Origin of the sequence: Methanobrevibacter sp. (assembly GCF_017427765.1) — an archaeon.
Lineage (GTDB): Archaea > Methanobacteriota > Methanobacteria > Methanobacteriales > Methanobacteriaceae > Methanocatella.
The window spans coordinates 19,558-44,591 of sequence record NZ_JAFRSC010000020.1 but is presented as its reverse complement, the minus strand read 5'-3'; the positions used below and the strand labels follow the sequence as shown (position 1 = coordinate 44,591).

The 25,034-nt window shown below is 35.7% G+C and carries 28 protein-coding genes; 14 read left to right on the top strand and 14 right to left on the bottom strand.

Annotated features, from left to right (window positions below; genetic code table 11):
• Positions 1-8 precede the first annotated feature (8 nt).
• From IJL02_RS05545 to IJL02_RS05525, 5 genes are all read right to left on the bottom strand, one after another.
• Positions 9-962: a Gfo/Idh/MocA family protein gene (locus IJL02_RS05545; protein ID WP_292812436.1), complete on the bottom strand. Its 954-nt coding sequence runs from the start codon at positions 960-962 to the stop codon at positions 9-11.
• A 15-nt stretch (positions 963-977) separates the two neighbouring features.
• A complete protein-coding gene (gene hemC / locus IJL02_RS05540) occupies positions 978-1,847 on the bottom strand; it encodes a hydroxymethylbilane synthase (RefSeq protein WP_292812429.1) in 870 nt (289 codons plus the stop codon).
• 144 nt (positions 1,848-1,991) lie between these two features.
• Entirely contained in the window at positions 1,992-3,410 is a 1,419-nt protein-coding gene (gene cfbE / locus IJL02_RS05535) for a coenzyme F430 synthase (RefSeq protein ID WP_292812423.1), read from the bottom strand.
• The gene (locus IJL02_RS05530) at positions 3,403-5,262 is read right to left on the bottom strand and encodes a bifunctional NADP phosphatase/NAD kinase (protein ID WP_292812417.1); all 1,860 of its coding nucleotides are present in this window, start codon (positions 5,260-5,262) and stop codon (positions 3,403-3,405) included. The genes cfbE and IJL02_RS05530 overlap by 8 nt, the downstream gene beginning before the upstream one ends.
• A gap of 9 nt (positions 5,263-5,271) precedes the next feature.
• Entirely contained in the window at positions 5,272-5,733 is a 462-nt protein-coding gene (locus tag IJL02_RS05525) for a pyruvoyl-dependent arginine decarboxylase (RefSeq protein WP_292812413.1), read from the bottom strand.
• 127 nt (positions 5,734-5,860) lie between these two features.
• On the opposite strand from IJL02_RS05525, the gene IJL02_RS05520 reads away from it, so the two are divergent.
• From IJL02_RS05520 to IJL02_RS05500, 5 genes are all read left to right on the top strand, one after another.
• Positions 5,861-6,088, top strand: a complete 228-nt coding sequence (locus IJL02_RS05520; RefSeq protein ID WP_292812412.1) for a hypothetical protein — start codon at positions 5,861-5,863, stop codon at positions 6,086-6,088.
• A gap of 63 nt (positions 6,089-6,151) precedes the next feature.
• Entirely contained in the window at positions 6,152-6,505 is a 354-nt protein-coding gene (locus IJL02_RS05515; protein ID WP_292812411.1) for a hypothetical protein, read from the top strand.
• 200 nt (positions 6,506-6,705) lie between these two features.
• Positions 6,706-7,104: a translation initiation factor IF-5A gene (locus tag IJL02_RS05510; RefSeq protein ID WP_292812410.1), complete on the top strand. Its 399-nt coding sequence runs from the start codon at positions 6,706-6,708 to the stop codon at positions 7,102-7,104.
• Positions 7,105-7,135: 31 nt separating this feature from the next.
• Complete coding sequence (gene speB, locus IJL02_RS05505) at positions 7,136-8,002, top strand: agmatinase (protein WP_292812858.1); 867 nt, start codon at positions 7,136-7,138, stop codon at positions 8,000-8,002.
• An 89-nt stretch (positions 8,003-8,091) separates the two neighbouring features.
• Positions 8,092-8,889 carry a 4Fe-4S binding protein gene (locus IJL02_RS05500; RefSeq protein WP_292812409.1) on the top strand — a complete coding sequence of 266 codons (798 nt, stop codon included), beginning with the start codon at positions 8,092-8,094 and terminating at the stop codon, positions 8,887-8,889.
• Here the strand turns inward: IJL02_RS05500 and IJL02_RS05495 are convergent, their stop codons facing one another.
• On the bottom strand, positions 8,890-9,171 hold the full coding sequence (locus IJL02_RS05495; protein ID WP_292812405.1) for a winged helix DNA-binding protein: 282 nt from the start codon (positions 9,169-9,171) through the stop codon (positions 8,890-8,892).
• A gap of 113 nt (positions 9,172-9,284) precedes the next feature.
• Between IJL02_RS05495 and IJL02_RS05490 the strand changes: the two genes are divergently transcribed.
• From IJL02_RS05490 to ade, 6 genes are all read left to right on the top strand, one after another.
• Complete coding sequence (locus IJL02_RS05490; protein WP_292812399.1) at positions 9,285-9,773, top strand: hypothetical protein; 489 nt, start codon at positions 9,285-9,287, stop codon at positions 9,771-9,773.
• Between the two features lie 27 nt (positions 9,774-9,800).
• Complete coding sequence (locus tag IJL02_RS05485; RefSeq protein WP_292812396.1) at positions 9,801-10,352, top strand: hypothetical protein; 552 nt, start codon at positions 9,801-9,803, stop codon at positions 10,350-10,352.
• 5 nt (positions 10,353-10,357) lie between these two features.
• On the top strand, positions 10,358-11,314 hold the full coding sequence (locus IJL02_RS05480; RefSeq protein ID WP_292812389.1) for a zinc ribbon domain-containing protein: 957 nt from the start codon (positions 10,358-10,360) through the stop codon (positions 11,312-11,314).
• 9 nt (positions 11,315-11,323) lie between these two features.
• The gene (locus IJL02_RS05475; protein WP_292812384.1) at positions 11,324-12,145 is read left to right on the top strand and encodes a zinc ribbon domain-containing protein; all 822 of its coding nucleotides are present in this window, start codon (positions 11,324-11,326) and stop codon (positions 12,143-12,145) included.
• Positions 12,146-12,279: 134 nt separating this feature from the next.
• Positions 12,280-13,500: a TIGR00300 family protein gene (locus IJL02_RS05470; RefSeq protein ID WP_292812377.1), complete on the top strand. Its 1,221-nt coding sequence runs from the start codon at positions 12,280-12,282 to the stop codon at positions 13,498-13,500.
• A gap of 2 nt (positions 13,501-13,502) precedes the next feature.
• Positions 13,503-15,218 carry an adenine deaminase gene (gene ade, locus IJL02_RS05465; RefSeq protein WP_292812370.1) on the top strand — a complete coding sequence of 572 codons (1,716 nt, stop codon included), beginning with the start codon at positions 13,503-13,505 and terminating at the stop codon, positions 15,216-15,218.
• Here the strand turns inward: ade and IJL02_RS05460 are convergent.
• On the bottom strand, positions 15,215-15,850 hold the full coding sequence (locus IJL02_RS05460; protein WP_292812368.1) for a DUF447 domain-containing protein: 636 nt from the start codon (positions 15,848-15,850) through the stop codon (positions 15,215-15,217). The genes ade and IJL02_RS05460 overlap by 4 nt on opposite strands.
• A gap of 82 nt (positions 15,851-15,932) precedes the next feature.
• Between IJL02_RS05460 and IJL02_RS05455 the strand changes: the two genes are divergently transcribed.
• On the top strand, positions 15,933-16,943 hold the full coding sequence (locus IJL02_RS05455) for an SIS domain-containing protein (RefSeq protein WP_292812357.1): 1,011 nt from the start codon (positions 15,933-15,935) through the stop codon (positions 16,941-16,943).
• Here the strand turns inward: IJL02_RS05455 and IJL02_RS05450 are convergent.
• Both IJL02_RS05450 and IJL02_RS05445 read right to left on the bottom strand, forming a co-directional pair.
• Positions 16,940-17,311 carry a putative zinc-binding protein gene (locus IJL02_RS05450; protein WP_292812352.1) on the bottom strand — a complete coding sequence of 124 codons (372 nt, stop codon included), beginning with the start codon at positions 17,309-17,311 and terminating at the stop codon, positions 16,940-16,942. The two genes, IJL02_RS05455 and IJL02_RS05450, sit on opposite strands and share 4 nt — an antisense overlap.
• A gap of 63 nt (positions 17,312-17,374) precedes the next feature.
• Positions 17,375-17,968 (bottom strand): Hsp20/alpha crystallin family protein, encoded by a 594-nt coding sequence (locus IJL02_RS05445; protein WP_292812346.1) that lies wholly within the window; start codon positions 17,966-17,968, stop codon positions 17,375-17,377.
• Between the two features lie 557 nt (positions 17,969-18,525).
• On the opposite strand from IJL02_RS05445, the gene IJL02_RS05440 reads away from it, so the two are divergent.
• Positions 18,526-21,696, top strand: coding sequence for an Eco57I restriction-modification methylase domain-containing protein (locus tag IJL02_RS05440; RefSeq protein ID WP_292812339.1), 3,171 nt, complete (start codon positions 18,526-18,528; stop codon positions 21,694-21,696).
• An 87-nt stretch (positions 21,697-21,783) separates the two neighbouring features.
• The gene (locus IJL02_RS05435; RefSeq protein ID WP_292812333.1) at positions 21,784-22,362 is read left to right on the top strand and encodes an SHOCT domain-containing protein; all 579 of its coding nucleotides are present in this window, start codon (positions 21,784-21,786) and stop codon (positions 22,360-22,362) included.
• A gap of 406 nt (positions 22,363-22,768) precedes the next feature.
• Here the strand turns inward: IJL02_RS05435 and IJL02_RS05430 are convergent, their stop codons facing one another.
• The 5 genes from IJL02_RS05430 to IJL02_RS05410 all read right to left on the bottom strand — a co-directional run bounded on the left by IJL02_RS05430 (position 22,769) and on the right by IJL02_RS05410 (position 24,954).
• A complete protein-coding gene (locus IJL02_RS05430; RefSeq protein ID WP_292812326.1) occupies positions 22,769-23,167 on the bottom strand; it encodes a hypothetical protein in 399 nt (132 codons plus the stop codon).
• 11 nt (positions 23,168-23,178) lie between these two features.
• A complete protein-coding gene (locus IJL02_RS05425) occupies positions 23,179-23,502 on the bottom strand; it encodes a hypothetical protein (RefSeq protein ID WP_292812323.1) in 324 nt (107 codons plus the stop codon).
• A 239-nt stretch (positions 23,503-23,741) separates the two neighbouring features.
• The gene (locus IJL02_RS05420; RefSeq protein ID WP_292812318.1) at positions 23,742-24,008 is read right to left on the bottom strand and encodes a hypothetical protein; all 267 of its coding nucleotides are present in this window, start codon (positions 24,006-24,008) and stop codon (positions 23,742-23,744) included.
• A gap of 16 nt (positions 24,009-24,024) precedes the next feature.
• Entirely contained in the window at positions 24,025-24,285 is a 261-nt protein-coding gene (locus tag IJL02_RS05415; RefSeq protein ID WP_292812315.1) for a hypothetical protein, read from the bottom strand.
• Positions 24,286-24,429: 144 nt separating this feature from the next.
• Positions 24,430-24,954, bottom strand: coding sequence for an Ig-like domain-containing protein (locus IJL02_RS05410; RefSeq protein WP_292812308.1), 525 nt, complete (start codon positions 24,952-24,954; stop codon positions 24,430-24,432).
• Positions 24,955-25,034 lie beyond the last annotated feature (80 nt).

Genomic DNA, 25,034 nt, shown 5'->3' with positions numbered 1-25,034 from the left:
ATCACATTTTAAAGTTCATCAAAACTAATTGGTTTGTGTTCTTTAGATGATCTGTTAGCGGCAATAACCATTTTAAGGGCCTTGAGCCCGTCTTCACCGGTAATTTCCGGTTCCTCATTATTGGCTACAGCATTTAAAAATGAAGTGAGCTCCCCTTTAAGAGGCTCTTCATGCTTGATTTGAATGTCTTGTGCAAACTTACCGAACACTTCAATGCTCTGTTTGATGTAGTCAACAGAAATTATTCCTGCTGTACCGGTAAGTTCAAGTTCTCTACGTTTATATGGGGTCAGCCAGTTAACTTCAATGATTCCTGTGGATTCGTTTTCGAAATTGACCATGATTTCTGCGTGGTCTTCAAATTCTGAATCGTCAAAGCTGCTGTTCATTGATCCGTAAACCTGAGTAACTTCCTCTTCAAATAAGTAATTCATAATGTCTAAATCGTGAATAGCTAAATCTATTGAAACACCTACGTCCTTGATTCTAGGTGGAAGCGGTCCTACTCTTTTTGCAAATGCAGACACTACATCTCCGATTACGCCGTCATCAACAAGCTCCTTAGCCTTTTGAACTGCAGGGTTGAATCTCTCAACATGTCCGGTTGCAAGGATTACTCCAGCCTCCTTTGCAGCGGCAATCATTTCTTCAGCTTCATTCAATGTAAATGCAATCGGCTTTTCAACCAGAACGTGCTTTCCGCATTTTATTGCTTCCATAACCACTCCGTGGTGAAATGTGGTAGGCACACATACACTTACAGCTTCAATTTCCGGGTTTTTGAGCAGTTCGCAATAATCGGTGTATCCTTTGGCACCATATTTTCTCTCTATTTTTTTAAGTGCCCTTTCACTAACGTCACTAACCGCTAAAAGGTTTGCTTCCGGTAGTTTGTGGTATACACGCACGTGGTTTTCACCCATCGCTCCTACTCCGATAACTCCTACGTTAACAGTTTTCAATTTCAATTCCTCCGTTTAAACATAATCTGCAAAAATTCCTCCGATGCGCCTGCCAAGTTCAAGTGCATCTTTAATAGAACCTTTTTCAGTTTGCTCCTTAAGGATTTCTCCTTTCTGAGTTAATAATATTGAATAAATATTAAATTCATTATCTTTCATCTGTGCTATGGAACCAATTGGCCATTGGCAACCGACACCAAGTTCCTCAAGCACCTTTTTTTCTGCAAGTACTTCCTGCATTGAAACATAATCATTCAGTTTTGCAATTTTATCCTTCATATCATAATCCCTGCGGGTAATGATTGCAAGCGCACCCTGGCCTGCCGGCGGTGTGATGTAATCCAGTGGGAATACCTGCTTTATGTATTCGGTAAGATTCAATCTTTTAAGTCCGGCTTCAGCCATTATTGTAGCATCCAAATCACTGTTTAGGGCCTTGTCGATTCTGGTTTCTATATTTCCACGAATAGGCCTGAGGTCAAAGTCCTTTTCATAGAGATTGCAGAAAGCTTCTCTTCTAAGGCTGCTTGTTCCAAGCTTGGATCCGGCCTCAAGTTCATCCCAGGTCTTATTGGATATGAGGACTTCATGGGGAGATTCACGTTTGGGAACCGCAACGATTTGCAAATCCTCATCAAGTTCGCTAGGCAAATCCTTAAAACTGTGTACGGTAAAATCAACTTCCTCTTCAAGCAGTGCAATATCAAGTTCCTTGGTAAAAAGACCTTTGGAATCCATATTGTAAAGCTGGGAGGTAGTAATCTTATCTCCTTTGGTTTTAATTATTTCTGTCTCGATATTTTCGCCAGTTATTCTTGATAAGTCACGACAGACCTGATTTGTCTGTGCGAGCGCCAATTTACTTCCGCGAGTTCCAACAATCATTATTTAAATCTCCGAATTTTTCTTTCTAGAAAAATCAATTTTTACTAGAAACAAGTTTTAACTTATAACTAGTTCTACATTATTAATTTTTATCGCTATTTATTATTAAATGTTTCAATTTTTTGTTAAAAATGAGTTTTAAAATTATCTTTGTGAAAGTTTGCTGTAATTGGAGCGATAGATAAACAGAAGATTTTTATCATCGTTTATTGCCTTATCATAAACGTCAGCATAATTTTCGATATATTCCACATTACGGGTCATTTTATCGGCTATTGAACGGCCCACATCTCCTGTAAGAATAATCTGTGAGTTGATTGTGTCTAAATATTTTGAAACCTTGTCTTCATCAATCTCTTCACATGTAATTCCATAGTCTCCGCCCACAGCAATATAATAATCGTCAGTATTTTTTATCATCTCGATGGACTGTCTGATTGCCTCGGTATTTATCCCCGGATTTATCTCTTCAATTATTGTGGAATTGCCCTTACTTCTTTTGTTGGTCCTTCCAGTAATTCCCTTAAAATTCGCCAATCCGGAAACTATTTTTTCATGAGGCACGTTTAGTGAAAGTGCTGTTAGGACAACTCCCAAAACGTTTGAAACGTGGTGAGGTCCTGGTGCGAAGGTTTTAAGGGAAATCTCACCATCTGAAATTTCACCTGATTTTGTCTTAACGTTTTGATATTTCATCACGATTTCGGTTAAATCAAGTGAGTATTTCACGTTTTCAACATAAAGATTTGAAGTATTATCTGTAAGTGAAAATGAGTTTACTTTGGGATGTGTGATATCTGTGTAGTATTCATCAAGGCTTTTTTTATCACACACTACAATCCCGCATCTGAAAATCTGTCTTTTGGCTTCAGCAGCATTGCTTTTATTTTGAGCAATAGGATAGTTTTCAACGATGTTTGTCAAAAGCCCAACGTCGCCTATTGCGCTTGCTCCAAGTGATGATTCGAAAATCGCTGAGGAGTATTTTTTTAAATTTTCGCTTTTCACTTTTCCTTCAGCTATCAGACAGACTGGATTTGCCACTTTATAGGCCAAATCAACGGTTTCCTTTATGTTTGCAGGCGTAATTGAAATGTTTCTTTTTAAAACAATCTCTTTTTTATTTTCATAAAGTATGGCTCCGAGGCTGGATAGGACAAGCGGATTTTCATCAATCAGAATCTCCTTAAGCATGAACGCCGAGCTGGTCTTTCCCTTGACTCCGGTAATTTCAATTTTAGGGATGTCGTCTCCCCAGTCGCTTAAAAGATCATATACTGCTTCGTGATGGGTTTTAAAGGTATAGTTCAAATCGGGATTGTTTGAGGCAATTTCATCAGCGGTTAATGGAAGGTGAACCGGATAGATTACTTCCATATCACCTTTAAATTCGCTTAAATCCTTCAAATCAATCAGTTCAACGCCATATATCTCAAGCATCTGTCTGTCGATGTCGCCGAGGGTATTGTATATGTCATATGCAAGGACGCTTTTGCCTTTCTTTGCAAGGCTTACGGCAATCTTTACGCCTCCGTGGGTTAAATCGATTACCAGCCTATTCATTGTTGCACCGAGGTGTTTCGTTGATTCCGCCTTCGTTTAACTTGTCTTTTACTTTCTTGTAGAAGTATTTGCTGGAAGTCCTGATGAAGTAAACGTCCTTTTCGGATTTCTTGAATTTGATTTCCTCTTCATATCTTGCCTCTTCGCTTCTCTGACCGTCCATAACAAACACTGCACTTTTGCCTTTCTTTAAAAGCTTTACGGTAATTTCACTATTGTCAGATACGATAAACGGTCTTGCTCCAAGCTTATACGGACAAATAGGAATGATGATAAATCCTCCGACTTTAGGATCAACAATAGGTCCTCCCGCAGACATGGCATAAGCTGTAGAACCGCTCGGGGTTGAAATGATAAGTCCGTCAGCCCTTACCTGCTCGATAATCTCGCCGTCCACCTGGATTTCAAAGTGAAGCATCTTTGCCGGCTGGTCGGTCATGATAACCACTTCATTTACAGCTGAATAATGGTTGTTTTCGTGGGATACAACAAGCCTTGCCCTTTTTTCCCTGTAGTATGAACCTTTTAGGATTTCATCAAGTGAGGTGAATGTGTCCTGAACTTCGGTATCGGTTAAAAATCCGACTGTTCCCATGTTTATACCGAAAATAGGAATTTCAGGCTTCATTTTGGATTCGGCCCTTAGAAGTGTTCCGTCCCCTCCAAGAATGATTGCCATATCGCATTCAAAGTCAAAAATGTTTTCTGAAAGCTCATCGTAGTCTATTTCAAAGTCAATGTCATCAAGAAGATGAGCCATCTGAGGATAGTTTTTCTTGGTCTTTTCGATAATTTCATCTAAATCGGGGTTCTGCTTTAAGTCGCTGAGCTTGTGTGAGAGTCTCTTTTCGATTATTACCTCACGGCCGTTTCTTAAAAGATAATCGATGATTTTGGCTGAAAATAGAATTGACCTGTCCTGGTCGATTCTGCTTATGACACCGATTTTTGCGATTAAATCAGTCTGATTGTCATTTAAAATATCAATTAACTGGTCATGGAGTATCTTGTTGTTTGCAGCAACGACAATGGCTCGCTCGTGGATGCTCAATTTGTTGTTTAACGGTTCGCCATATTTGTCGGTTACGATTGCACCTGCCTCTTCAACAATAAGCTTTGCTCCTGCAATGTCGATGATTCTTGAACCTCTCAGGTCTAAAAACGCATCATATCTTCCGCTTGCAACATATGAAAGCTCCAGAACAACGCTTCCGAGAACCCTCATCCTTCTTGCATTGTCGACAAGCTTTGACGCTTCGATTGTACTTGATTTTGTAAATCCTCCAAGGGTCATGTTGCTGATGTTGACAATATCACTTGGCTGGACCTTTTCATTGTTAAGCCAGCAGCCCCTTCCCTTTTCGGCTTCAAAGAAGTTACCGTTTGCAAGATTGCTTAAAAACGCAAGTTCAACATCATTCAGTGTGGCAAGTCTGCCTTCAGGAACGCTTGCAACAGCTATTGAAATACCGAATGCAGGAATTTCCTTGATTGCATTGGTTGTTCCGTCAATAGGGTCAACCAAAAAGATGAATCTCGGCCTTTCGTCTTCGGGAATGTCGTCACGTCTGAGCTCTTCTGTTAAAGAAATGCTTCTTTTGGTTCCCTTACCTAGTCTCAGCTCACCGATTTCCTCACTAATAATGTAGGAATACACCGGCGCTTCCTTCAGTATGTGGATGACGATTTCTTCGGCTATGATGTCAATGTAGGATGTTGGAGTGCCATCTGCACCAATCTTAACTTTGGCACCTGCCTTCTGTGTACCGAAATAGGGTCTTGTGGCTCTGCTTACGTCTTTTATGATTTCATATGCAAGGTCTGTTGCAATCTTTTTATCCTGAGCATCCATTTTCACACCTCATTTTTCAACAATATCATCGTTAATGTAAACCACTGAGCTTATCACGGATCCGATTTTCTCAACAGTCATGCTTGACGATTCGACAATCATGTCTTTGATTTCGACGTTTCGCTTATCCATCATGTATTCGACCATGAATTTGGCTTCGGCGATTAAATCATCGGGATTTTTTCCTCGCCCTGTTGTCTCTACAACGCATCCGAGATTCTCTCCGATGGCTGCTGCAATTACTGCAGTTATCCTCTCGCCGGGGATATCTGAGGTAACTTCTGAAAGTACGCAGTTTACCATGGCGCCGGGCTTTAGAGTCGGCAAATCAACAATTTCTGCGTTTGCGCCCAGCATGCTTGATACCTTTATCAGATTCACGTCTCCGATTCCCGCATCGCTTAGGGCGTTGTCGAATGCATTCAGTTTTGTGGGACCTTCATCCTTTCCGCTTACAATGGCTATTTTCATCATATCACATTATCTAAATTATAATATTATTTATTGCAATATTATTAATTAAAACTTTTTAATCTTAAATGTTTAAATATCTTTTTAAATAAACTTATTTGTATAGCTTAAAAGGAGGTTTCAACCAATGGCAGAAAAAAGCATGATAATTGCAATAATTCTCTCAATAATCTGGTCCGGTTTGGGACTGATTTATGCTGGAGATATGAATAGAGGTGTTATGTTGGCTGTATTGGCATTAGTATTAGAACTGTTAGCTTTATTTGTTTTCTTCCCGCTGGGAATCGTTGTTTTCATTATCTGGATATATTCCCTGTATGCTACATACACTGAGGTCAAGGCCATAAACGGCTAATTGACCGTTTTCTTTTTTTAACTTTATATAGGATGAAAACCAAAATAATTTTGGTGTACCTAAATGATTTTCAACAAATATATTTCACTGGCGCTGTCAGCTTTACTGTTCATTTTAATGATACTGATTATGGCTTCAGTCTCACTGGTCTATAAATCCGCAAGCAGATATTCCGCAATAGGCATTGTACTGTTTGTGGTGTTCTATTTTATCTCAAGGGCATTTTACAGATACCTGAGAAACGACAATCAGTATAAAAACAACCGCCAGATATCATCAGACAGGAAAGGCGAAAGCTACATCACAAAAGGTGAAAGCGATTCCAAAAAGCTGTTTATCGTAGTGTGGGTAGTTGCGGTTCTGGTGATGATTTGCGTTGCGCTGATTTTGTTTTTAGTAAACAACGGTCTGATTTAGCTATATGGAAGTTTATATTTCTCAGAAATTTTTCCTTATTCATTTTTCAAAAACTTTTTTTCCCATAGCCATTTTCATTTTAGAAATTTTGCAAATAAACGAATACTTTATATAAAATAGAATAGATAGTTAATATTAATCTAATAATATTCCTTATTATAAGATTAAAAACCGGTTTTTATAAATTTGGAGGAAAATTAATGTCAACAAAAGTTGTAGAAATTAAAACATTAAAAGTTGGAAAATACATCGTTTTAGACGGTGAAGCATGTAAAATTAGTAGTTACTCTACTTCATCTCCTGGTAAACATGGTGCTGCAAAAGCAAGAATTGAAGCAATCGGTGTTTTCGACGGACAAAAAAGAAGTCTCGTTAAACCAGTAGACAGTAAAGTAGACACTCCTATCATCGACAAAAGATTAGGACAAGTTATCTCAATCCAAGGTGACAATGTACAATTGATGGATATGGAAAACTACGACACCATCGACTTGCCAATGCCTGAAGACTTAAAAGACTCAATCGTCGAAGGTATTGAAGTGGAATACATAGTCGCTTTAGGAAACATGAAAATAATGAGAACCAGAGGATCTAACTAGATTCTCTTAATTATTTTCACTTTTGAAAATTATGCTTTTAAATACTTATGAACCGTGGAAATTTGCATTTTCAGCTGAAAATGATGAAATAATTAAAGATTCGTATGGAATAATTGGTGTTCCCTTCGACAGCACTACTTCTTATCATTCCGGTTCACGTTTAGGACCGATTGTTGTTCGTGAAGCATCATTCGGTTTTGAAAAATACAATACTGTTTTTAACAAAGACCTTACCGCCACCTTTTATGATTTCGGAGACGTCAATGTAGTTCCGGGAAACTGTGAGAAAACATCTCAGATTATTGAAGATACAGTCAACGAACTTTTGGATCTGGAATTAAAACCGATTATAATCGGCGGAGAGCATTCAGCTTCAATCGGAGCCATCAAGGCATTGACAGAAAAACATGAAAAGCTCACAGTAATACATCTCGATGCACACAGAGACCTTGCATTTGAATTTGTAGGCGAAAAATATTCCCATGCAACAGTAATGAGAAGGGCTCATGAAATGGGTGCCGATCTCGTTCAGATTGGAATAAGGTCATCATCCCAGGACGAGGAGCTTTTTGTAAAATCCACATACAACATCCAGACATTCAAAAACAAGGAAACCCACAAGCACATGGACGCGCTGGAGTATTATCTCACCAATATCGACGGTCCGATATACATTTCAATAGATATGGACGTGGTTGATCCTGCAATTGCGCCAAGCGTTGGAAATCCGACTCCGGGGGGCCTGAGAGTTTCTGAAATTGAAATCATTCTTGAAACACTGTGCCATAAAAACATTGTAGGTTTTGACGTTGTTGAAACCGCAACCAACAGGTTAGGTGAAAACACTGCAGTTCTTGCAGCCAAAATAATTTATGATTTTTTAACATTAGTTGAATAACTTTTTTACTAAAAAGAGTCTGGCTCATGATAAAGCTTAATATGTTGTTTTGAGATATTTTAATTATGGACATTAAGGCACCAATTATAATGGAAACGATTTTTATTGCAATAGCTATTATAATTTATTTTTTAACTTCAAACACGTTTTTCATATACAATTTCTTATATATCGGAACAGCTATTTCGCTAGGATTATTTTTAATGGCTAAAAACAAAAGTTATGCTAGAAACATTATAATGCTTGCGGTTGGTTCATACATCCTAATCTATGTGGGAATAATGGGCCATGAGAACATGCTGATGTCAGGTTTTTGGTATTATCTTTTTTTAGGCGTTTTTGAAGCGGCAGTAATTCATTATTTAATTGCAAAGATTGCAGGACCATTCCTTTTTGGCCGTGGATGGTGCGGATATGCCTGCTGGACAGCAATGATTCTGGATCTGCTTCCGTATAAGACTTCCAAAAACGAAAGAAAAAATTGGGGATATGTAAGGTACATATTGTTTGCTTTAATATTTTGCTTTGTAGCGGGATTATTCATATTTAAAGTATCTGATTTGGACCTGATAATGTTTTATCTCTTTATAATCGGAAATATCATTTATTATATCGTTGGAATTATTTTGGCATTTAAACTTAAGGATAATCGTGCTTTCTGCAAGTATGTATGTCCAATTACAGTATTTTTAAAAATTACAAGCTATTTTTCAATTTTAAGGGTGACTGTCGATAAGCAAAAATGCATTGAATGCAACAAATGCATCAGGTCATGTCCGATGGATGTGGACATGCTGAATAATTCAAGAAAAAGGGTCAACGGTACAGAATGCATTTTGTGCCTAGAATGTGTTCATTCATGCAAGCAGGATGCCTTAAAAATATAGTTAATCATCACTATATTCCTTTTCAACCTTGTCAAGGTAATATTTGCCTTTATCGGTGATGCTGTAGAATCGGTATCTTTTGTCATCCTCGTTGAGGCATTCCACAAGCTCCGCTTCTTTTAAAGTTTTTAGATATTTGGAGACATGATTGCTGTTGTCATGAATATCTTTGCTGATTTTTGAAGGTATTTTGTCTTCCTTTTCAAGTGATTTTAAAACGCTTACTCTTTTTTTGGACCTTGCAAGTAAAGAAACAATGCTCATGTCATCATTTGGGGTCATGATTTTTAATATATCGTTTAGCTATATAGTAGATATCTATACGATATTAGCATGCTAATAGCAATGTTTATATGTTGTGCATACCTAATATAACTATACGAAGAGGTTGAGCCATGAACAAAAAGGTTTTGTTTATAATGATTGTAGCTCTTGTTTTTGCAGGAGCGGCATTTGCAATAACTCATTCAACCCAGGACTTTGAGGGTCTTTTTACAATGGACGTTCCCCTAGGCAAGCATTATCGAGACGTTGCTTACTGTTGGCCGAGTGGGGGATTGGGTTCCACAAGGGAATACTGGGAAGTCAATGCCGGATGTGACATTGAAGATGGCGATATTGTAATCTATTATTATAATGATTCTTATCTGATTGAAGGGGAGTCAAATGCCCTTCAGCATGCTGTAAATGCCCTTACAACATCATATTTGTACGAATCCCACAATGAAGGCAATCTGATTGTCATGACTAATGATTTGGATATGAGAAAGATGCCTCCTTATCTGGCGGGCGTGAGCAATGACGATGGAAGTGAGGCAGTTTTTGTTGGCGGACGAAACCTTAACGACGTAAAGCATTATGCAAGTTCAATCGAATTTAAATAGTTGGACCAAAATTAGGTAGGTGATAGAATGTTAGTACGTAATTTGAATTTTTTGTCAATACCCAAAGAGTTTGCTAAAGTTGAAGTAAACATTTACGAAAACCAGTCAATAGCATTGGTTTACATTGAAGGAAAAGGGTACTCCTTAGTTTTAAAGGAAAATGAAGATATTGACTCAGTGTTTTTACTTAAAACAGATATTCTCCCAACAAATGTCAATGACCATGCAGACAGACAGGATTTTATTAACGTAATCAAAATGCTTCTGGATAGGGTCTACGGCGTTGCGGACATTAAAGAGTATGAAAAGCAGCACCAGGAACATGTATTTTTAAGACTGATGGACATGCTCAATGAAGGAACAGAAGTGGAAATGATTTCAGAGGAAACATCCAAGACATACACAGACATTGAAAAGGGATTCATGAAGCTTGAAATAGATATCATGGACAACAAAATCAATGCGCTGAACTCATCAGTTTCAGACGTATCCACCAATCTCCAATCCACTGTTGACGATATCGAGGAAAACAAGTGGGGAAATAAGATTAGAAAAACTATCGATCAGAACAACTGGTGATTATTATGGTTAAGTGTCAAAATTGCGGTGCGGAAGTTGTTGGGTCAGACTTCTGCTTCAATTGCGGTGAAAAGGTGGAGAAATTCGAAAGCGACTCAAATGTCTGCCCTAAATGCGGTGCAAAAAACAATAGCACAACCCAATTCTGTAAGGAATGCGGCTATAAGTTTGACAGAGGTCCTGCAATGGGCTCTTATGAACAGCAGGAATGGAATGCCCGAAGAAATGAAGTGATTAAAAGATATGATATGCTTGCCGAGGAGTTTGGAATAAAAAATGAGGATTACTTTTTGACAAGTGTCAAAAGATTCAATAAGCTTGAACAGTCAACAACAAAACACCAGTTAACAAATGACGTTGTGGACACTGCATTGTTTGGAGCTCCTGTAAACAGGATTTTTAAAAGATCCCTGGGAAATGAAACAATCATTGACGGATTTTTCCTGATTAAGGAAGATAAGTTCGTTTTCATGGAAATCGATAACCGTGACTGGAAAAAGGTCAATGCAGGGATAAACAACTTCTATTTTGATAAGATAGTTTCAATGAGAGTAACCAAAAGATTAGGTGATGAAAGCAGATATGAGGACATTACCAAAAGGCAATGGACATCAGTTAATGACATTAGAAGGGTTATCCAAAATGATATCCAGTCACTTAAGGCAACAAGATTCAAGGACATGATTGCAAACAACGACAGTGCAGACATGTTTGACAGGCTTTTAATCAAACTGGTCGACAATACTTCCTATGAAATAAGGCTTCCAAGCTATCAGTTCGGTCAAAACCTGATTGATCTGTTTGAAACATTACGGGGAAAGCCTCAAAAGGTAGTTATCGAAAATCCTGTCGCACAACCATCCAAGGCCCAGCAGTTAAAGGAATTCCAGGAACTGCTTGAAAGTGGTGCAATCACCCAGGAAGAATTTGACCACCTTAAAAAGGATTTGTTGTTTGGCTAGGTGAAAAACATGGTTAAATGCAGTCGTTGTGGGGTGGATGTGGCTGATTCATTTACAATATGTCCAAATTGCGGAAATTCATTGGAACAAAAGGAGGCTGAAACTCCCGCACAACCAAATGGCGAGGCCAAATGCAGCAATTGCGGCGCTCCTGTTAATGCCGATGCGGAGTTCTGCTCTTCATGTGGCAGCAGGGTAGAATCATCAGCTGATGAAAACAGATGTCAGTCATGCGGCTCTGAGATTCCTGAAAACGTTCTCTTCTGTCCGACCTGCGGAACAAAGGTAGAGCAAAAACGTCCTCCAAAAATAAACAGGAACTGTCCGAATTGCGGAGCAGACCTTGATGATGGAACAGTGTTCTGTCCTGAATGCGGCACTAGCGTTAAAACCGGCGAAACTAAAAAAGTTGTTCCGACAAATCCAAATCAGAGTTTTGCCGATAAGATAAACCTGAATTCAATAATAAAACCTACAATCGTTACTTTAATCGTTTCAATTGTGCTTTCATCAATAGGATTGCTTATCGGATTTTCATGGGTTTCATTCATAATAGCTATCATTCTTTCAGTAGGATTTTTCGCAGGGCTTGTTGACAATGAGGCGAATGCTATTGTAATGGGTCTTTTTGTCGGATTGATATTGGGACTTCTGGAAAATCCTTTGGTTGAGTTCTGGTATGGAAGACTTGCAGCAGGATTATACGAATGGTTTTTCGGAGGCCAGATTCTTCTGTTAATGATTCTGGCAATAATATTTGCATATATTTCAAATGTCTATTTAAAAGACCATATCAGATCCATTGCAGGCAATTTGGCATCAAAACTTTAATTTTTTTAAACAAATCAAAATAAATAGCTTCAGCAGGTTTTTGCTGAAGTAAAAATTCTTTTTTTCACATCAACAATACCATTAAATATCACCAAAACCTATATTTATAATATTAACGAATGGAGCAAAATATTATGAATAAAAGAACTATAGAACTTTCAGGCCATATTATCGACTCATTGACACTAACCAAAACAATGGGCATAATCATGGACAAAGGCGGAGAATTTGATATATTGGAAATCGATGTCGGACGCAAAAAATCAGATGTAAGCAGAGCGAAAATCGAAGTTTCTGCAGATTCTCCCGAGTTGCTGAATTCTATTTTAGATGAACTGTCTGTTCTTGGTGCTTCAATTGACGAAATCAAAGAGGTCAAACTGGTGGCATCAACAAAAGACAAGGTTGCTCCTGAAGGTTTTTATTCATCATCTAATCATACCACTCACATTTACTATAAGGGAAACTGGGTTTTGGTTGAGGATATCGAAATGGACTGTCTTGTTGTTGTCGATGAGGATACCGGAAGAGCGTTTGTAAAACCTATTGCCAATGTCAAAGCTGGAGACAAGATTGTTGTAGGCCTTGACGGCGTAAGGGTAACTCCTCCTCACCGCTCAAGAGACGAACAGCAGGTATTCGAGTTCATGAACAGTGAAGTGTCTTCCGAAAAACCTTTAATGAACCTAATCAATGGAATCGCCAAGGAAATGAAGGAAATCAAAGCCAAAGGCGGAAAAATCGGAATCGTCGGAGGACCGGCCATTGTACACACAGGTTCCGGCAAATATCTTGCGTCTTTGGTAAGGGAAGGCTACATTGACGTTATCATGGCAGGTAATGCCCTAGCTACTCACGATATTGAATCCAATCTTTTTGGAACTTCACTTGGTATCGAAGTCGAAACAGGTAAAATCGTTGCTCACGGTCACACCCACCACATGAGGGCCATAAATAAAATCAACAATTCAGGCTCCATTCACAAGGCCGTTGAGGACGGAACACTGACAGGCGGTATCATGTATGAGTGCGTTAAAAACGACGTTCCATACGTTCTTGCAGGTTCAATCCGTGATGACGGACCGTTGCCTGACGTCATTACCGATGTAATCGAAGCTCAAAAGCTCATGAGGAAATACGCTCAGGAAGTGGACATGGTCATAATGATTGCAACAATGCTTCATTCAATCGCTACAGGAAATCTGCTTCCTTCAAGGGTTAAAAGTATCTGTGTGGATATCAATCCTTCTACAGTTACCAAATTATCTGACAGGGGAAGCGCTCAGGTTGTAGGTATCGTAACCGATATAGGTACATTCCTCCCGCTTCTTTATAATGCTTTACAAGAGGAATAGAAATGAAATTCGCAGCATATATTTTAGATGTATTGACAGAATCCATTTATCCGGCAAGAATAACAATTGAGGATGGCGTTTTCAAGTCAATCGATCCTATTGTAGTTACTGAAGAGACTAAAATAGATGTGGACGGTTTGATTGTTCCTGGATTTATCGATGCCCACATTCACATTGAAAGCAGCATGATAACTCCTCAGCAGTTTGCAAAGATTGCCGTTCGCCACGGTACCACTTCGGCTGTATGTGATCCTCATGAAATTGCAAACGTTGGCGGAATTGACGGTATCGAGTTCATGATTGAGGATGCATCAAAGGTTCCATTTAATTTTTATTTTACAGCACCGTCCTGTGTGCCTGCAACTTCTTTTGAAACATCCGGTGCGATTCTTGATGCTGAAGACATAAGGTATCTCCTTTCAAAGGATGAAGTTGTCGGTTTGGCGGAAATGATGAACTTTCCGGGGGTCATTGGAGGAGACCCTGAAGTGCTGAAAAAACTTGAAATTGCAAGGCAGTGCGGAAAGCCTATCGACGGTCATGCGCCACTTGTAAGTGGAAGGGATTTGGATAAATATATTGCTCAACATATAGTAACCGATCACGAATGCAGTAATTTCGCAGAAGCTATGGAAAAAAAGCAGAAAGGTATGAAAATTATGGTACGTGATGGGTCATCTGCTAAAAATATGGAGGCTCTTTTTGATTTTTCAGAGAAGTTAAATCATCTCAAAAAACAGGACGGTTTCAGCATCATACCGACAGAAATCATCGAGAGAAGATTGCACTCTCCAATATTTGACTTTATCGTAAGTGACGACAAACATCCCAATGACATCATTGATGGCCATCTTGACAAGTCAGTCAAAAAGGCGGCCAAACTTGGAATCGATATTATTCAGGCTATTGAAATGGTTACAATCAATCCGGCCAATCACTTTAACCTGCCTGGAGGAGCAATAGTAACCGGAGCAAAGGCAGATTTTGTCATTGTCGATAATCTGCATGATTTCAATGTCTTAAAGACATACATCGATGGAGAATGCGTTTTCGATGGCGAGGATGTTCTGTTTGATGTTGAAGAAATTTCATTTAGAAATTCAATCAACGCCTCAAAAAAATCACCTGAGGACTTTGAGGTATACTTCGACGGTGACGAATGCGAAGTCAACGTAATAAAATGCTTCAATGGGGAACTTTTAACTGAAAAGACAACTGCCAAACTGATAACCAAAGACGGTAAGGTCCAGCCTGATATATATCAGGATGTTCTTAAGATAGCTGTTGTGGAACGTTATGGTGGAAATAAAGTATCCAATGCATTCATAAAAGGTTTCAACCTTAAAAAAGGAGCTATTGCATCATCCACAGCTCACGACTCTCATAATATTATTGTTGTCGGATATTCATCAGAGATGATGGCCGAAGCAGTCAACAGGGTTATTGACAACTCTGGAGGTCTCGCCGTTGTAAGCGAAGACTTTGAGGATTCACTGGCCCTTCCGATTGCAGGACTTATGAGCAATGAAGATGCATACAAAGTGGCTGAAAAACTTGATGTGCTGCATAAGATGACTGCAGCTTTAGGCTGTACACTGGACTCTCCGTTCATGACAATGGCATTCATGGCGCTTCTTGTAATTCCATCCATAAAAATCTCTGATAAGGGACTGTTTGATGGAGATAATTTCGAATTCATTGGTGTTGTCAGAAACTAAACATCATATCCTTTTTCTTTTATTTTCTCTTCAATTGCGGCCATGGCCTTGATGTCTTTGCGGTAACCTATTTTTCTAACCACTCTTTTAGCTTCTCTAAATGCCTTTATGTATTCTTCTTTTTTATCTTCATCTACCAAATCAAAGCGGGAATAATTTGAAAGGGATTCTACGACGTATCCGAATCCACGGTTGAAGGCTTTGATGTCATTGCGGATAACCATATCCACAACATCCGCTTTAATAACAATCGCTTCACCTTTCTTTTTAATCGGATCGCTTTGCTTGACGGCCTCTTTTAGAGAAGTCACTTCACACTTGAAATAGGCGCCGATATCTTTAATCGAATCATCGGGCGTAAAATAATCTTCGGGCAGATTTCCAAGGGTTGACATTCTAAAAAGCTCCGCATCATGGGTAATATTCACGACAAACTCCCTTTGAGAGCAGATATTGTCCAAGGTGTGGCTTCCCTTAAAAATGCGGCACACTACCTTGTCGGGTCCGGAACATATCACTCCGATAGGTGCGCCGTTCTGATTATTTTCGCTGTCATGTGTTGTAATGATGGTTTCGTATTGTTTTCCTTTTTCCATTCCAATTAAAGATAAATCGATTTGCATAACTATCATTTTAGGTTTTTTTGATAAACATTTTTATATATTGAATTACTACATATTAATATTAGTTATTAATTTTTAAGGAGTTTAAGCTATGAAATATAAAATGTATGACGAAATGATGGAACAACCGGAAGCACTTCAAAAGACGTTTGAAAGTGAATTTAAAAAGATGGATGAAGTCTCACAATTAATCGAAAAGGCGGATAAGGTCTATCTGATAGGCTGCGGAAGCTCAATATCAACATGCTACAGCGTCAGGGATGCAATAAGAATGTCATCCACAAACATCAATATTGAAGTCTATGTCGGTTATGAATTTTACTACAACAAGAAACTTATTGAAAATGAAAATTCCATAGCAATATTCACATCCCAGTCAGGCGAAACCGCCGATACACTTGCAGCTTTAAGAAGAGCAAACGAATTCGGCATACACACTGTTTCTATTTCAAATGAACCTGAAAGCTCAATGATAGCTGAAGCTAAAACTCCAATAATAACAAGAGGCGAAACAGAAACAGCTATTTTAGGTACCAAAACCTATATTACTCAACTCGCATGTCTGTATCAGATTTTATTTAAGGCGTCTGATTATGAAAACAAAACAGAACTTTTAGCAGAACTTGCAGACATGCCTAAAATGCTTGAAAAGCTATTGCTTTTAACTGAAGATGAAAACAAGGATTTGGCTGAAAAGTACAAGGATGAAGACATTTTCTACTGTATGGGAAGCGGTCCGAACTTTGGTCTTGCATATAAGCTTGCAATGACAATGCTTATGGAAGGCGCAATAAAGCACGCATGTCCTGAATATTCCGCAGAGTTCAGACACGGCCTTATCGAAAGGGCTGAAAAGGACGTTCCGATTATCGTTTTAAGGTCTGATTTTGAATCTGACGAAATAACCCAGAAAGCTATTGATTTTTGTGAAAATATAAAAGCAAAAACAATACTATATAATCTGGAAGATTACGCAAGTGTGGATAAGCTTTTATCTCCATTTGTTCTTGTAATTCCGCTTGAATGGTTCGTATACTATCTTGCACACTTCACCGGTGAAGATCCGGGCGCAACCAGACACATCGGAAAAGTAAGATATTAAAAGAGTTTTTCCAACTCTTTTTTAATTATTTTTACACACTCTTCGCCTTCACTGTCAAGTCTGAATGCATCTTTGGCACTGACATCACAATTATCTAAAACGTCACCTGCATTAATGGTTTTTGCCACATCAACACCCTTGTTTTCCAAAATGGTATTTACGCAGTTGTTTTTACATCCGTTAAGAGCTATTATAGGATATTTTTTAAGCATTTCTGTGTTTTCATTGTCAATGTCTGCTGATGTGGAGCCCATACAGATGGATATCATGTTTTCATTTTCTTTTTTAATGTCTCCGACAGCAACACGGCAGACAAGTCCGTTCGGACTCATTCCGTTACATGGGGCAAGCGAAATTTTTTCTTTCATAAAAATAGTTGACCGGATAAAAATATAAATGTTTAGGAAAAAATAGAAGTAAAAGTAGAATGATTATTCTACTTTAACTTTATGTTTTGGGATTATTAATTTTGGAAGAGTTATGATAACTGTTCCGTTTCTGAATTTAGCTTTAATGTTTTCAATGTCAATGCTGTTTTCAAATCTGACTGTTTTTACACATCTTCCGGATTTGATAGCAGAAACAATTACTTCAGCTTCATCCTCTTCATCGAACTGTTCGATGTATGGAACAAAGGTGGTTTCGATGGTAATGTCATTGTCACCGGCTTCAATTAAGATGTCCTTTTTGCTTACTCCAGGAACAGCTGCTCTGATGAAGTAGGTTTCTTTTGTTTCCACCAAATCGATGTCTAAAGTTTGCACGGTGGTTTTTTTGTAATCTTGATATCTTTGATCAGCACTTTTTTGCATATTTTTGAGATTTTCTTTGAATTCGTCAATGGTTTTTGACAAATCGCTCATCACGTTATCTGCAATGTTTTTACCTTTTTCTTTTTTTTCTTCAAAGGTTTCTTTTGCTTCTTCTTTTTTTTCATCGAATTCATCTTTTACGTCTTCGACTTTTTCATCAAATTCTTCTTTTTTATCTGAAATTTTAGTTTCAATATCGTCTGTGCTTACCATAGTTTTCACACTCCATATTGATAATTTTGTTATAAACATGTTTTATTTACTTTTTGTTACTATATAAAGTTTTCTATTTTTGTTACTAAAAGTAATTAAAAAGTAATTTCTTTAATCATTTGTTTTCCATATAAATAATTTGTTATTTTATGAAATTCTGGAATTAAATTCTTTATATTGGCAATGGATATTATTTGATGGTTAAAATTAAATAAAATCCTATTTTAGTATTTGTTGAAAATGTTCTTAGTAAGGGGTAAATATACAATTTTCTTAGGATGTCTTTTGGACAAGGATATTTTTCACTAAAAAGATTAGACAATGCAATAAGTTGTTTTTATTTAATCTCTGTTTTGAATATTACTCTACAAAACATTCGATTTAAACGTAGAATTAAGAGAAGATTTTTTATTAATGGATGATAACCTCCACGAGTTATAAATCCATTAAAACTTTTTTTTATTTTTTGTCGGGGTCTCTTTTTTTCGATATATTTTTTAACCAAATAATATATACAATAAATTAAGTGATTAATTATTGTATGTTAGGTTATCATAATGGCTGAAACTAAGCATCAACTGGAAAATAATATCTTCGATGATAAACTAATGAAAACTTTCATCGAAAAATACCAAAAAACGTTAAAGATAAACAATCCCGAAACGGAACCCATAATCTTCTGGTCAGACAAACTGGACAAAGAAGAATTAACAAAAGAACGAGAAAACTATTTCATATTCGCCGAAGTAATCCTAAAAGATTTACTAGGATATGACTTAAAAGAAGATATAAAATTCGAACAATCACCTACAGATAACTCTCGTCCAGTAGAATTCACATTACAACAAAACAAAAAAGATTATGCTGTAATGGAATTGAAAGGAACCGATACGAAAGACTTAAACAAAAGATATAATCGGCAAGAAAGTCCAATAGACCAAGCAACAGTATATGCAAGTGCAAAAGAAGAAACCAAATGGGCAATAGTAAGTAACTACGATGAATTTAGATTATTCAATCCCAGTTCAACAAACAAATATATTTCATTTAAATTTAGAGATAACCTAGACGAAGAAATACTAAAAAAATTCTTATTAGTATTCAGCAAACCATCATTAATAGAACTAAACCTGCCCACACAACTTCTAGAAAATACTCAGATAATAGAACGGAAATTTGAAGATAGTTTTTATAAGCTATTTAGTGAAACAAGGGCAATGCTCATAAAAGAATTAGAATACAGTAATGATATATCCCACAATGACGCAATACATTATGCCCAATTAATATTAAACCGATACATCTTTATCTGTTTTGCTGAAGATGAATACTTACTCCCATCTGCAATATCATTCAATACAATAGCTTTACTAATTGAAAATCATGATTTATACGATTATGAATTATGGAATGAATTAACTAAATTATTCAGATTTGTTGATGGAGGCAATCCAAATAAAAAGATTCCTGAATTTAATGGAGGATTATTTAAAGAAAGTTTAAGATTCCTTAAAATCCGAGATTATGTTCCGGACCATGAAACCTTTTTCCAATCCTGTTTAACCAACTGGAAATTTAAAGAAGACTTCACCGATGTAGAGGAATTATTTAAACTAGAAGAAAATATTAATCCTATATTTAAAAACTTACTAATCATATCCTCCTTTGATTTCACTTCAGAATTAAACGTTAACATATTAGGACATATATTTGAAAATAGTATTGGTGATATTGAAGAATTAAAAAATGATAACTCCGAACTAAGAAAAAGGGATGGTGTTTTTTATACTCCTGAATTCATAACAGATTACATATGCCGAAACACCATCCTCCCCTATCTAAGTAAAACAGGACATTCAACAAATATATATCAACTAATAAATGAATATATGGATGACATTGATGTATTGGATGAAAAAATTAGAAATATTAGAATATTAGACATTTCATGTGGCAGCGGAGCATTCTTAAACAAAGCCACAGAAATACTTCTAAAGATACATAGGGATATTAACGACATTAAATTTTTAGAAAGTGAAACTAACCTGGATAAATGGTCTGATGAAGAAGTCCGTAGAAGAATTTTAATAGATAATATTTACGGGGTAGATGTTAACGAGGAAAGTGTTGAAATATCTAAACTAGCAATGTTCCTAAATGTAGCTAAAAGAAATGTTAAGTTACCTGATTTAGATAAGAATATTAAATGTGGTAACAGTTTAGTCAGTGATGAAACTATCGCTCCGGGCACTGCTTTTAATTGGGAAACAGAATTTCCAGAAGTATTCGCAGAAGGTGGATTCGATATTATTATAGGAAATCCACCATATGTAAATGCAAAACTACATAGCGAAACCAAACCATTAGAAAGAGAATATATTAACAATTGCGGATTATACGAATGCTTATATAAAAAATGGGATTTATACATACCATTCATAGAACATAGCCTAAATCTTCTTAAAGAAAATGGTTACTTTAGTATGATAATACCATATCCATTTGTAGACCAAGAATATGGAAAAAAATTAAGAGAAAAAATTTACAATAATTATTCCATAGAACAATTAGTGGATCTAACAGATGAAAAAATATTTAAAGATGCAGCAGTTAAAAACCTAATACCAGTAATATCAAAATCATCTATAAACGAAAATATTCCAATTTTTAAAATAAAAAATTCAAAGATATACTACTCCCATAATAAAAGACATAAAGACTTATTATTAAACAAACAATCCTACATTTATGATTTGGAAGATAAAGTTAAAATTGACACTGATTTATCAAATCTAAAAACATTAGGCGAATACTGTTATATAAGTAAAGGTATGGTTTTAAATGCTCATGAGAAAAAAGCTAAAGGAGAATTTATTAAAGAAGATTTAATATCAAATACATTCTCGGAGATACATGTTAAAGATTACACTGAAGGAAAATATATTGACAAATATCGTATTAACACAATCAAATATCTTGAATGGGATACTGAAAGAGTACCTGATAAAATAAGCAGACCAACATTCAATGAATTATACACTAATGAAAAAATATTAATTAACAAATTAGGAAAGATTAAAGCTATTTATGGAGAACCGGATTTATACTGTGACCAAACCTTAAGAATTTGCACCCTCTGGAAAGATTTAAACGGCGTCAAAAATAGAAGCATTTCATCAACAATTACTAAATATGAAATGGGTACTCGTGAGGAGTTGGAAGCTAATTCAGAGGAGGTTTCATTAAAATATTTGTTAGCTATAATTAATTCAAAGATGGGATTATACTTATTGAATCAAATACGTGGAGTTAAAAATAAAGATATTAATCCTGATTCCTTAAGATTAATTCCAATACCTTCAGTTGATAAAGAAACACAAAATGAAATTATAGCTCTTGTCGATGAAATAATAGAATATAATAAAGAGTATGCAAATGAATTAAACTCATTTGCCAAATGGTTAAAAAGAAAATTTGATATTATACTAGATGATGTTGATTTCACTAAATATGATTTTGAAGATTTTTTAAACATCATCATCACCCAATATAATAAATTAGATAATCGCAAATATCATGACATATTAGAAAATGAATTTAATAATAGTTTAAAAGACTGTATTTTATTGAATAACAGAATATCCTCTCTAGAAAATGAAATCAATGATCTCATTTTTAAATTATACGGCTTAAGCGATACTGATATTCAAATAGTGTTAAATGAATAAAAAAGATTTCTTGTCACCCCTTGTTTTTTTAGTTAATTTTATATAAACCTGATAAGCATAAATCAGTAATAGAGAGGTGTAAAGCTTATGGGTTTATTTAGTCGTAAAAAGAAAGAACCAAAAGATGAGGTAGCAGAGGCTCGTCAAAAGATATGGAATAATAATGCTATTGCAATTGTTGAAATAGCTGTCGGCGTACATGGTGCTGATGAAGTAGTCGCCGGAGCCATGATGGGAGAAACAGGAAAACTAATAGGCATGGCGAATTATGGGAAAACAAAATGGCAAGCCGTACAAGTACAGTTCTATGAAAAAGCATTATACATTATAAACTATAATATTCAAGTTTTCTATGATAATATACGTGATATTCAGATTACTGATGAGGGATGGATTTCTTCAGAATTCATTATAAATACAAATACTGGAGAAGCTTATCTGTTAAAGGGAACTACTGCTACTGTTAAGGCTTTTATTAGTATAACTTTAGAGTTAAAAGAGAAATACATGGAAACTTTGAATGTGGCTGAAGTGGAAGTTGTAAATCAGGAAGAGAAGGATAAAGCTGAATCAGATATGGACCGTCTTATTAGGTTGGGTGAGTTGCACGAACGTGGTTTATTATCTGATGAGGAATTCGCTGAAGCTAAGAAAAAGTTATTATAAAAAAAATTTGGGTGAATAAGGGATAATCTAATGCATGGTTATCCCTCATTCATGGTATTAATTGATTCACTCTACGTTTTGAATATTACTCTACAAAACATTCGATTTAAACTGGAGCATCCAAGTAGGTTTCTACTTTTAACTTGTTCAAATGTATCATCTCCTTTTTCCTTTAATTGACCTCATTACAATGCCGGCTGTTTTACTTCCTATCCCTTTAATTTCCTGTAGACTATTATTATCTAATGCGAATAAATCTTCTAAAGAGTATAGTTTTGAATATTACTCTACAAAACATTCGATTTAAACTTAAACTAGATAAGATAAATAACAAGATAATAATGTAAGTCCATATTTATCATGAATTTTATCTTTCTCTTTAAAATCAGGTAATTGAATTGTAGAATCATCTCTGATGGAGATATTCTCTCCTGGAGACCTCCACTCTTTTTTTTTCAGAAGGCAATTGCACATCATATAACAAATCAATGAATTTAAATCTATTAGAAGTATTCTTCAAATCATAGAACTTAACACGAGATTCAGAGGTTAAAATACCCTCAAACTCAGGATGACAAACCAACCATTCAATCAAAACACTATTATACGCTTCCACAGAATCATCCGCATGATTACATTTCTGACGCACTAACTCATCCATCTGTCTCATGGTAGTTAATAAATTTTTAGATCTTAAAAAATCACATCTTTCATGATGCTTATCATATTGTACAAATGATACGGGAACATAATCCTCAATAGTTACTAACTCATCAATATGCTCAGCTATAAACAAACCATCCATTTCTAAAAGTTTCATTCTTTCACTTCATTCCAGATGAATAAATCCCAATGACCAGTAGCTTCACAATATTCTCTGACAATACGATCTTCAGCTTCCTCCCAAGTTTCACCAGGACCAATCCAAGGATCACCTCTACCGAAAATATTCCAATTACCAGACTCATAAAGCTGTTTTTGTTCGATGCGTTTGAATATATTTAATAAAAATTCCCCATCAGTAGTTTCACTATGTGATCCTGACCATAACCAATAAGGGAATATTACATCAGTATTATTAATAATATCTTCAGCATGATCAACTAAATAATTTCTATTAATTACTTCAGCTCTTTTCATTTGTATCCCACTATCCTTAATTTTATTGGAGTTAACATTTCACCATTAGTTTTGAATATTACTCTACAAAACATTCGATTTAAACGAATAATAGAATCACAACATAAAACCAATTGAATAAAAGAATATACAAACCAGTTAGTTTGTATAATATAATATTGAGTTATTAAATTATAAAAAAACTTAGGGAGACCCCAATTGAAAAGTAAAAGAATAAGTAAAAAAAAGTTAATATTCAACTAAAAAATAACATTAGGATCTTGTCCTTCAACAAATTCATCTGGAAGAGACCCACGTCCTGGACAGAAATGAGGGTTTTCTTCAATAGTTTCAGAAATTAAATTTTTATCTTTATCATATAATCTAACTCTACGATAATCGTTCATATTACAGGAATTCAATCCTCCAAAGTCATCACGCTCTATATTTCCAAAGTCAATTTTTACACACATTCCATTTGGAAAATTTATAATTTCTTCAGTATGATCACCAACAAAACTTAACATAATTTTCACCCCCAAATCATAATGACATTAATATTGTACTAACTACTCTAGATTTCAACAAGAAATCTTCAAAATATGCTTCAGGATATTCATCATCCCTGTCATACGCTCCACATGTAGAACTATACAAATTCTTAATGAAATCAGAATCAAATTCCAATAACTCTTTTAATTCATCTTCAGTTTCCTTTTTTTCTAAAGAGTCCATACCCTCAAATAATAATTCCATTACTCTTCTTTCGAATTCATCATAAGTCATAGGATATTTTTTAGCCATGATTTCACCTTATTAATCCATGTGAATTGTTGATCTCTGATGTGTTCTGCATCATCATAATCTTCACTTACTCTCACATCATCATAAAACTCATTTTCATTAGCATATTTACTTTGTTTTCCAGTATACTTAAAGTTTTGAATATTACTCTACATTTAACTCAGCATCATAGTATGTTTGTTTTACATTTGAGTTGGATTGGGATTGTGTTGCGTTGTTGTATTTGACTGTGCTTGCGGTTGAATTTTGGGTAGTGTTAGTTTGTTCGGTTGAGGTACCATCTTCGATTTTTATGGTCTGTTCTGCAGTACAACCGTTGTATTTTTCACTTCCATTGTATTTAACTGCTATTTTATGGTCTCCGGCACTTTCACCGTTTAATGTTAAATAACCTTTTCCTTGGCTATCGGTAATAATACTGTAGTTTTGAACCTGACCTTCTTTTTCTTCATATGAAATGATTACTTCCTGACCGGAAACAGCATTTCCTTTTAAATCTTTAAGTTCGAATTGCACTTGTTCTCCATTTTTTAAGGTAGTTCCGCTTAAAAATGAGATTTGTGTATTTAATTTACCATCAGTTGTTTCTTGTGGTTGTGTAAATACAAAAGCAGCAACAACAGCTATGATGACAATAACTAAAATTGCGATTATTATATTCTTATTCATTTAAATTCACCTATATAGAATTATTGATGTTAATAATATATAGTTTTTTGAATACTTTTTAATTTTCTGTTTGAAATATT

Coding starts and splice junctions, on each gene's coding strand:
- IJL02_RS05520 (WP_292812412.1), top strand. CDS start 5,861: ATGGCAGAAAAAAGCATGATAATTGCAATAATTCTCTCAATAATCTGG.
- IJL02_RS05430 (WP_292812326.1), bottom strand. CDS start 23,167: ATGGATGGTTTGTTTATAGCTGAGCATATTGATGAGTTAGTAACTATT.
- IJL02_RS05475 (WP_292812384.1), top strand. CDS start 11,324: ATGGTTAAATGCAGTCGTTGTGGGGTGGATGTGGCTGATTCATTTACA.
- cfbE (WP_292812423.1), bottom strand. CDS start 3,410: ATGAATAGGCTGGTAATCGATTTAACCCACGGAGGCGTAAAGATTGCC.
- IJL02_RS05525 (WP_292812413.1), bottom strand. CDS start 5,733: ATGAAAATAGCCATTGTAAGCGGAAAGGATGAAGGTCCCACAAAACTG.
- IJL02_RS05510 (WP_292812410.1), top strand. CDS start 6,706: ATGTCAACAAAAGTTGTAGAAATTAAAACATTAAAAGTTGGAAAATAC.
- IJL02_RS05460 (WP_292812368.1), bottom strand. CDS start 15,850: ATGATAGTTATGCAAATCGATTTATCTTTAATTGGAATGGAAAAAGGA.
- IJL02_RS05480 (WP_292812389.1), top strand. CDS start 10,358: ATGGTTAAGTGTCAAAATTGCGGTGCGGAAGTTGTTGGGTCAGACTTC.
- IJL02_RS05485 (WP_292812396.1), top strand. CDS start 9,801: ATGTTAGTACGTAATTTGAATTTTTTGTCAATACCCAAAGAGTTTGCT.
- IJL02_RS05440 (WP_292812339.1), top strand. CDS start 18,526: ATGGCTGAAACTAAGCATCAACTGGAAAATAATATCTTCGATGATAAA.
- IJL02_RS05500 (WP_292812409.1), top strand. CDS start 8,092: ATGGAAACGATTTTTATTGCAATAGCTATTATAATTTATTTTTTAACT.
- ade (WP_292812370.1), top strand. CDS start 13,503: ATGAAATTCGCAGCATATATTTTAGATGTATTGACAGAATCCATTTAT.
- IJL02_RS05450 (WP_292812352.1), bottom strand. CDS start 17,311: ATGAAAGAAAAAATTTCGCTTGCCCCATGTAACGGAATGAGTCCGAAC.
- IJL02_RS05410 (WP_292812308.1), bottom strand. CDS start 24,954: ATGAATAAGAATATAATAATCGCAATTTTAGTTATTGTCATCATAGCT.
- hemC (WP_292812429.1), bottom strand. CDS start 1,847: ATGATTGTTGGAACTCGCGGAAGTAAATTGGCGCTCGCACAGACAAAT.
- IJL02_RS05470 (WP_292812377.1), top strand. CDS start 12,280: ATGAATAAAAGAACTATAGAACTTTCAGGCCATATTATCGACTCATTG.
- IJL02_RS05420 (WP_292812318.1), bottom strand. CDS start 24,008: ATGTTAAGTTTTGTTGGTGATCATACTGAAGAAATTATAAATTTTCCA.
- IJL02_RS05530 (WP_292812417.1), bottom strand. CDS start 5,262: ATGGATGCTCAGGATAAAAAGATTGCAACAGACCTTGCATATGAAATC.
- IJL02_RS05445 (WP_292812346.1), bottom strand. CDS start 17,968: ATGGTAAGCACAGACGATATTGAAACTAAAATTTCAGATAAAAAAGAA.
- IJL02_RS05495 (WP_292812405.1), bottom strand. CDS start 9,171: ATGACCCCAAATGATGACATGAGCATTGTTTCTTTACTTGCAAGGTCC.
- IJL02_RS05515 (WP_292812411.1), top strand. CDS start 6,152: ATGATTTTCAACAAATATATTTCACTGGCGCTGTCAGCTTTACTGTTC.
- IJL02_RS05455 (WP_292812357.1), top strand. CDS start 15,933: ATGAAATATAAAATGTATGACGAAATGATGGAACAACCGGAAGCACTT.
- IJL02_RS05490 (WP_292812399.1), top strand. CDS start 9,285: ATGAACAAAAAGGTTTTGTTTATAATGATTGTAGCTCTTGTTTTTGCA.
- speB (WP_292812858.1), top strand. CDS start 7,136: ATGCTTTTAAATACTTATGAACCGTGGAAATTTGCATTTTCAGCTGAA.
- IJL02_RS05425 (WP_292812323.1), bottom strand. CDS start 23,502: ATGAAAAGAGCTGAAGTAATTAATAGAAATTATTTAGTTGATCATGCT.
- IJL02_RS05435 (WP_292812333.1), top strand. CDS start 21,784: ATGGGTTTATTTAGTCGTAAAAAGAAAGAACCAAAAGATGAGGTAGCA.
- IJL02_RS05415 (WP_292812315.1), bottom strand. CDS start 24,285: ATGGCTAAAAAATATCCTATGACTTATGATGAATTCGAAAGAAGAGTA.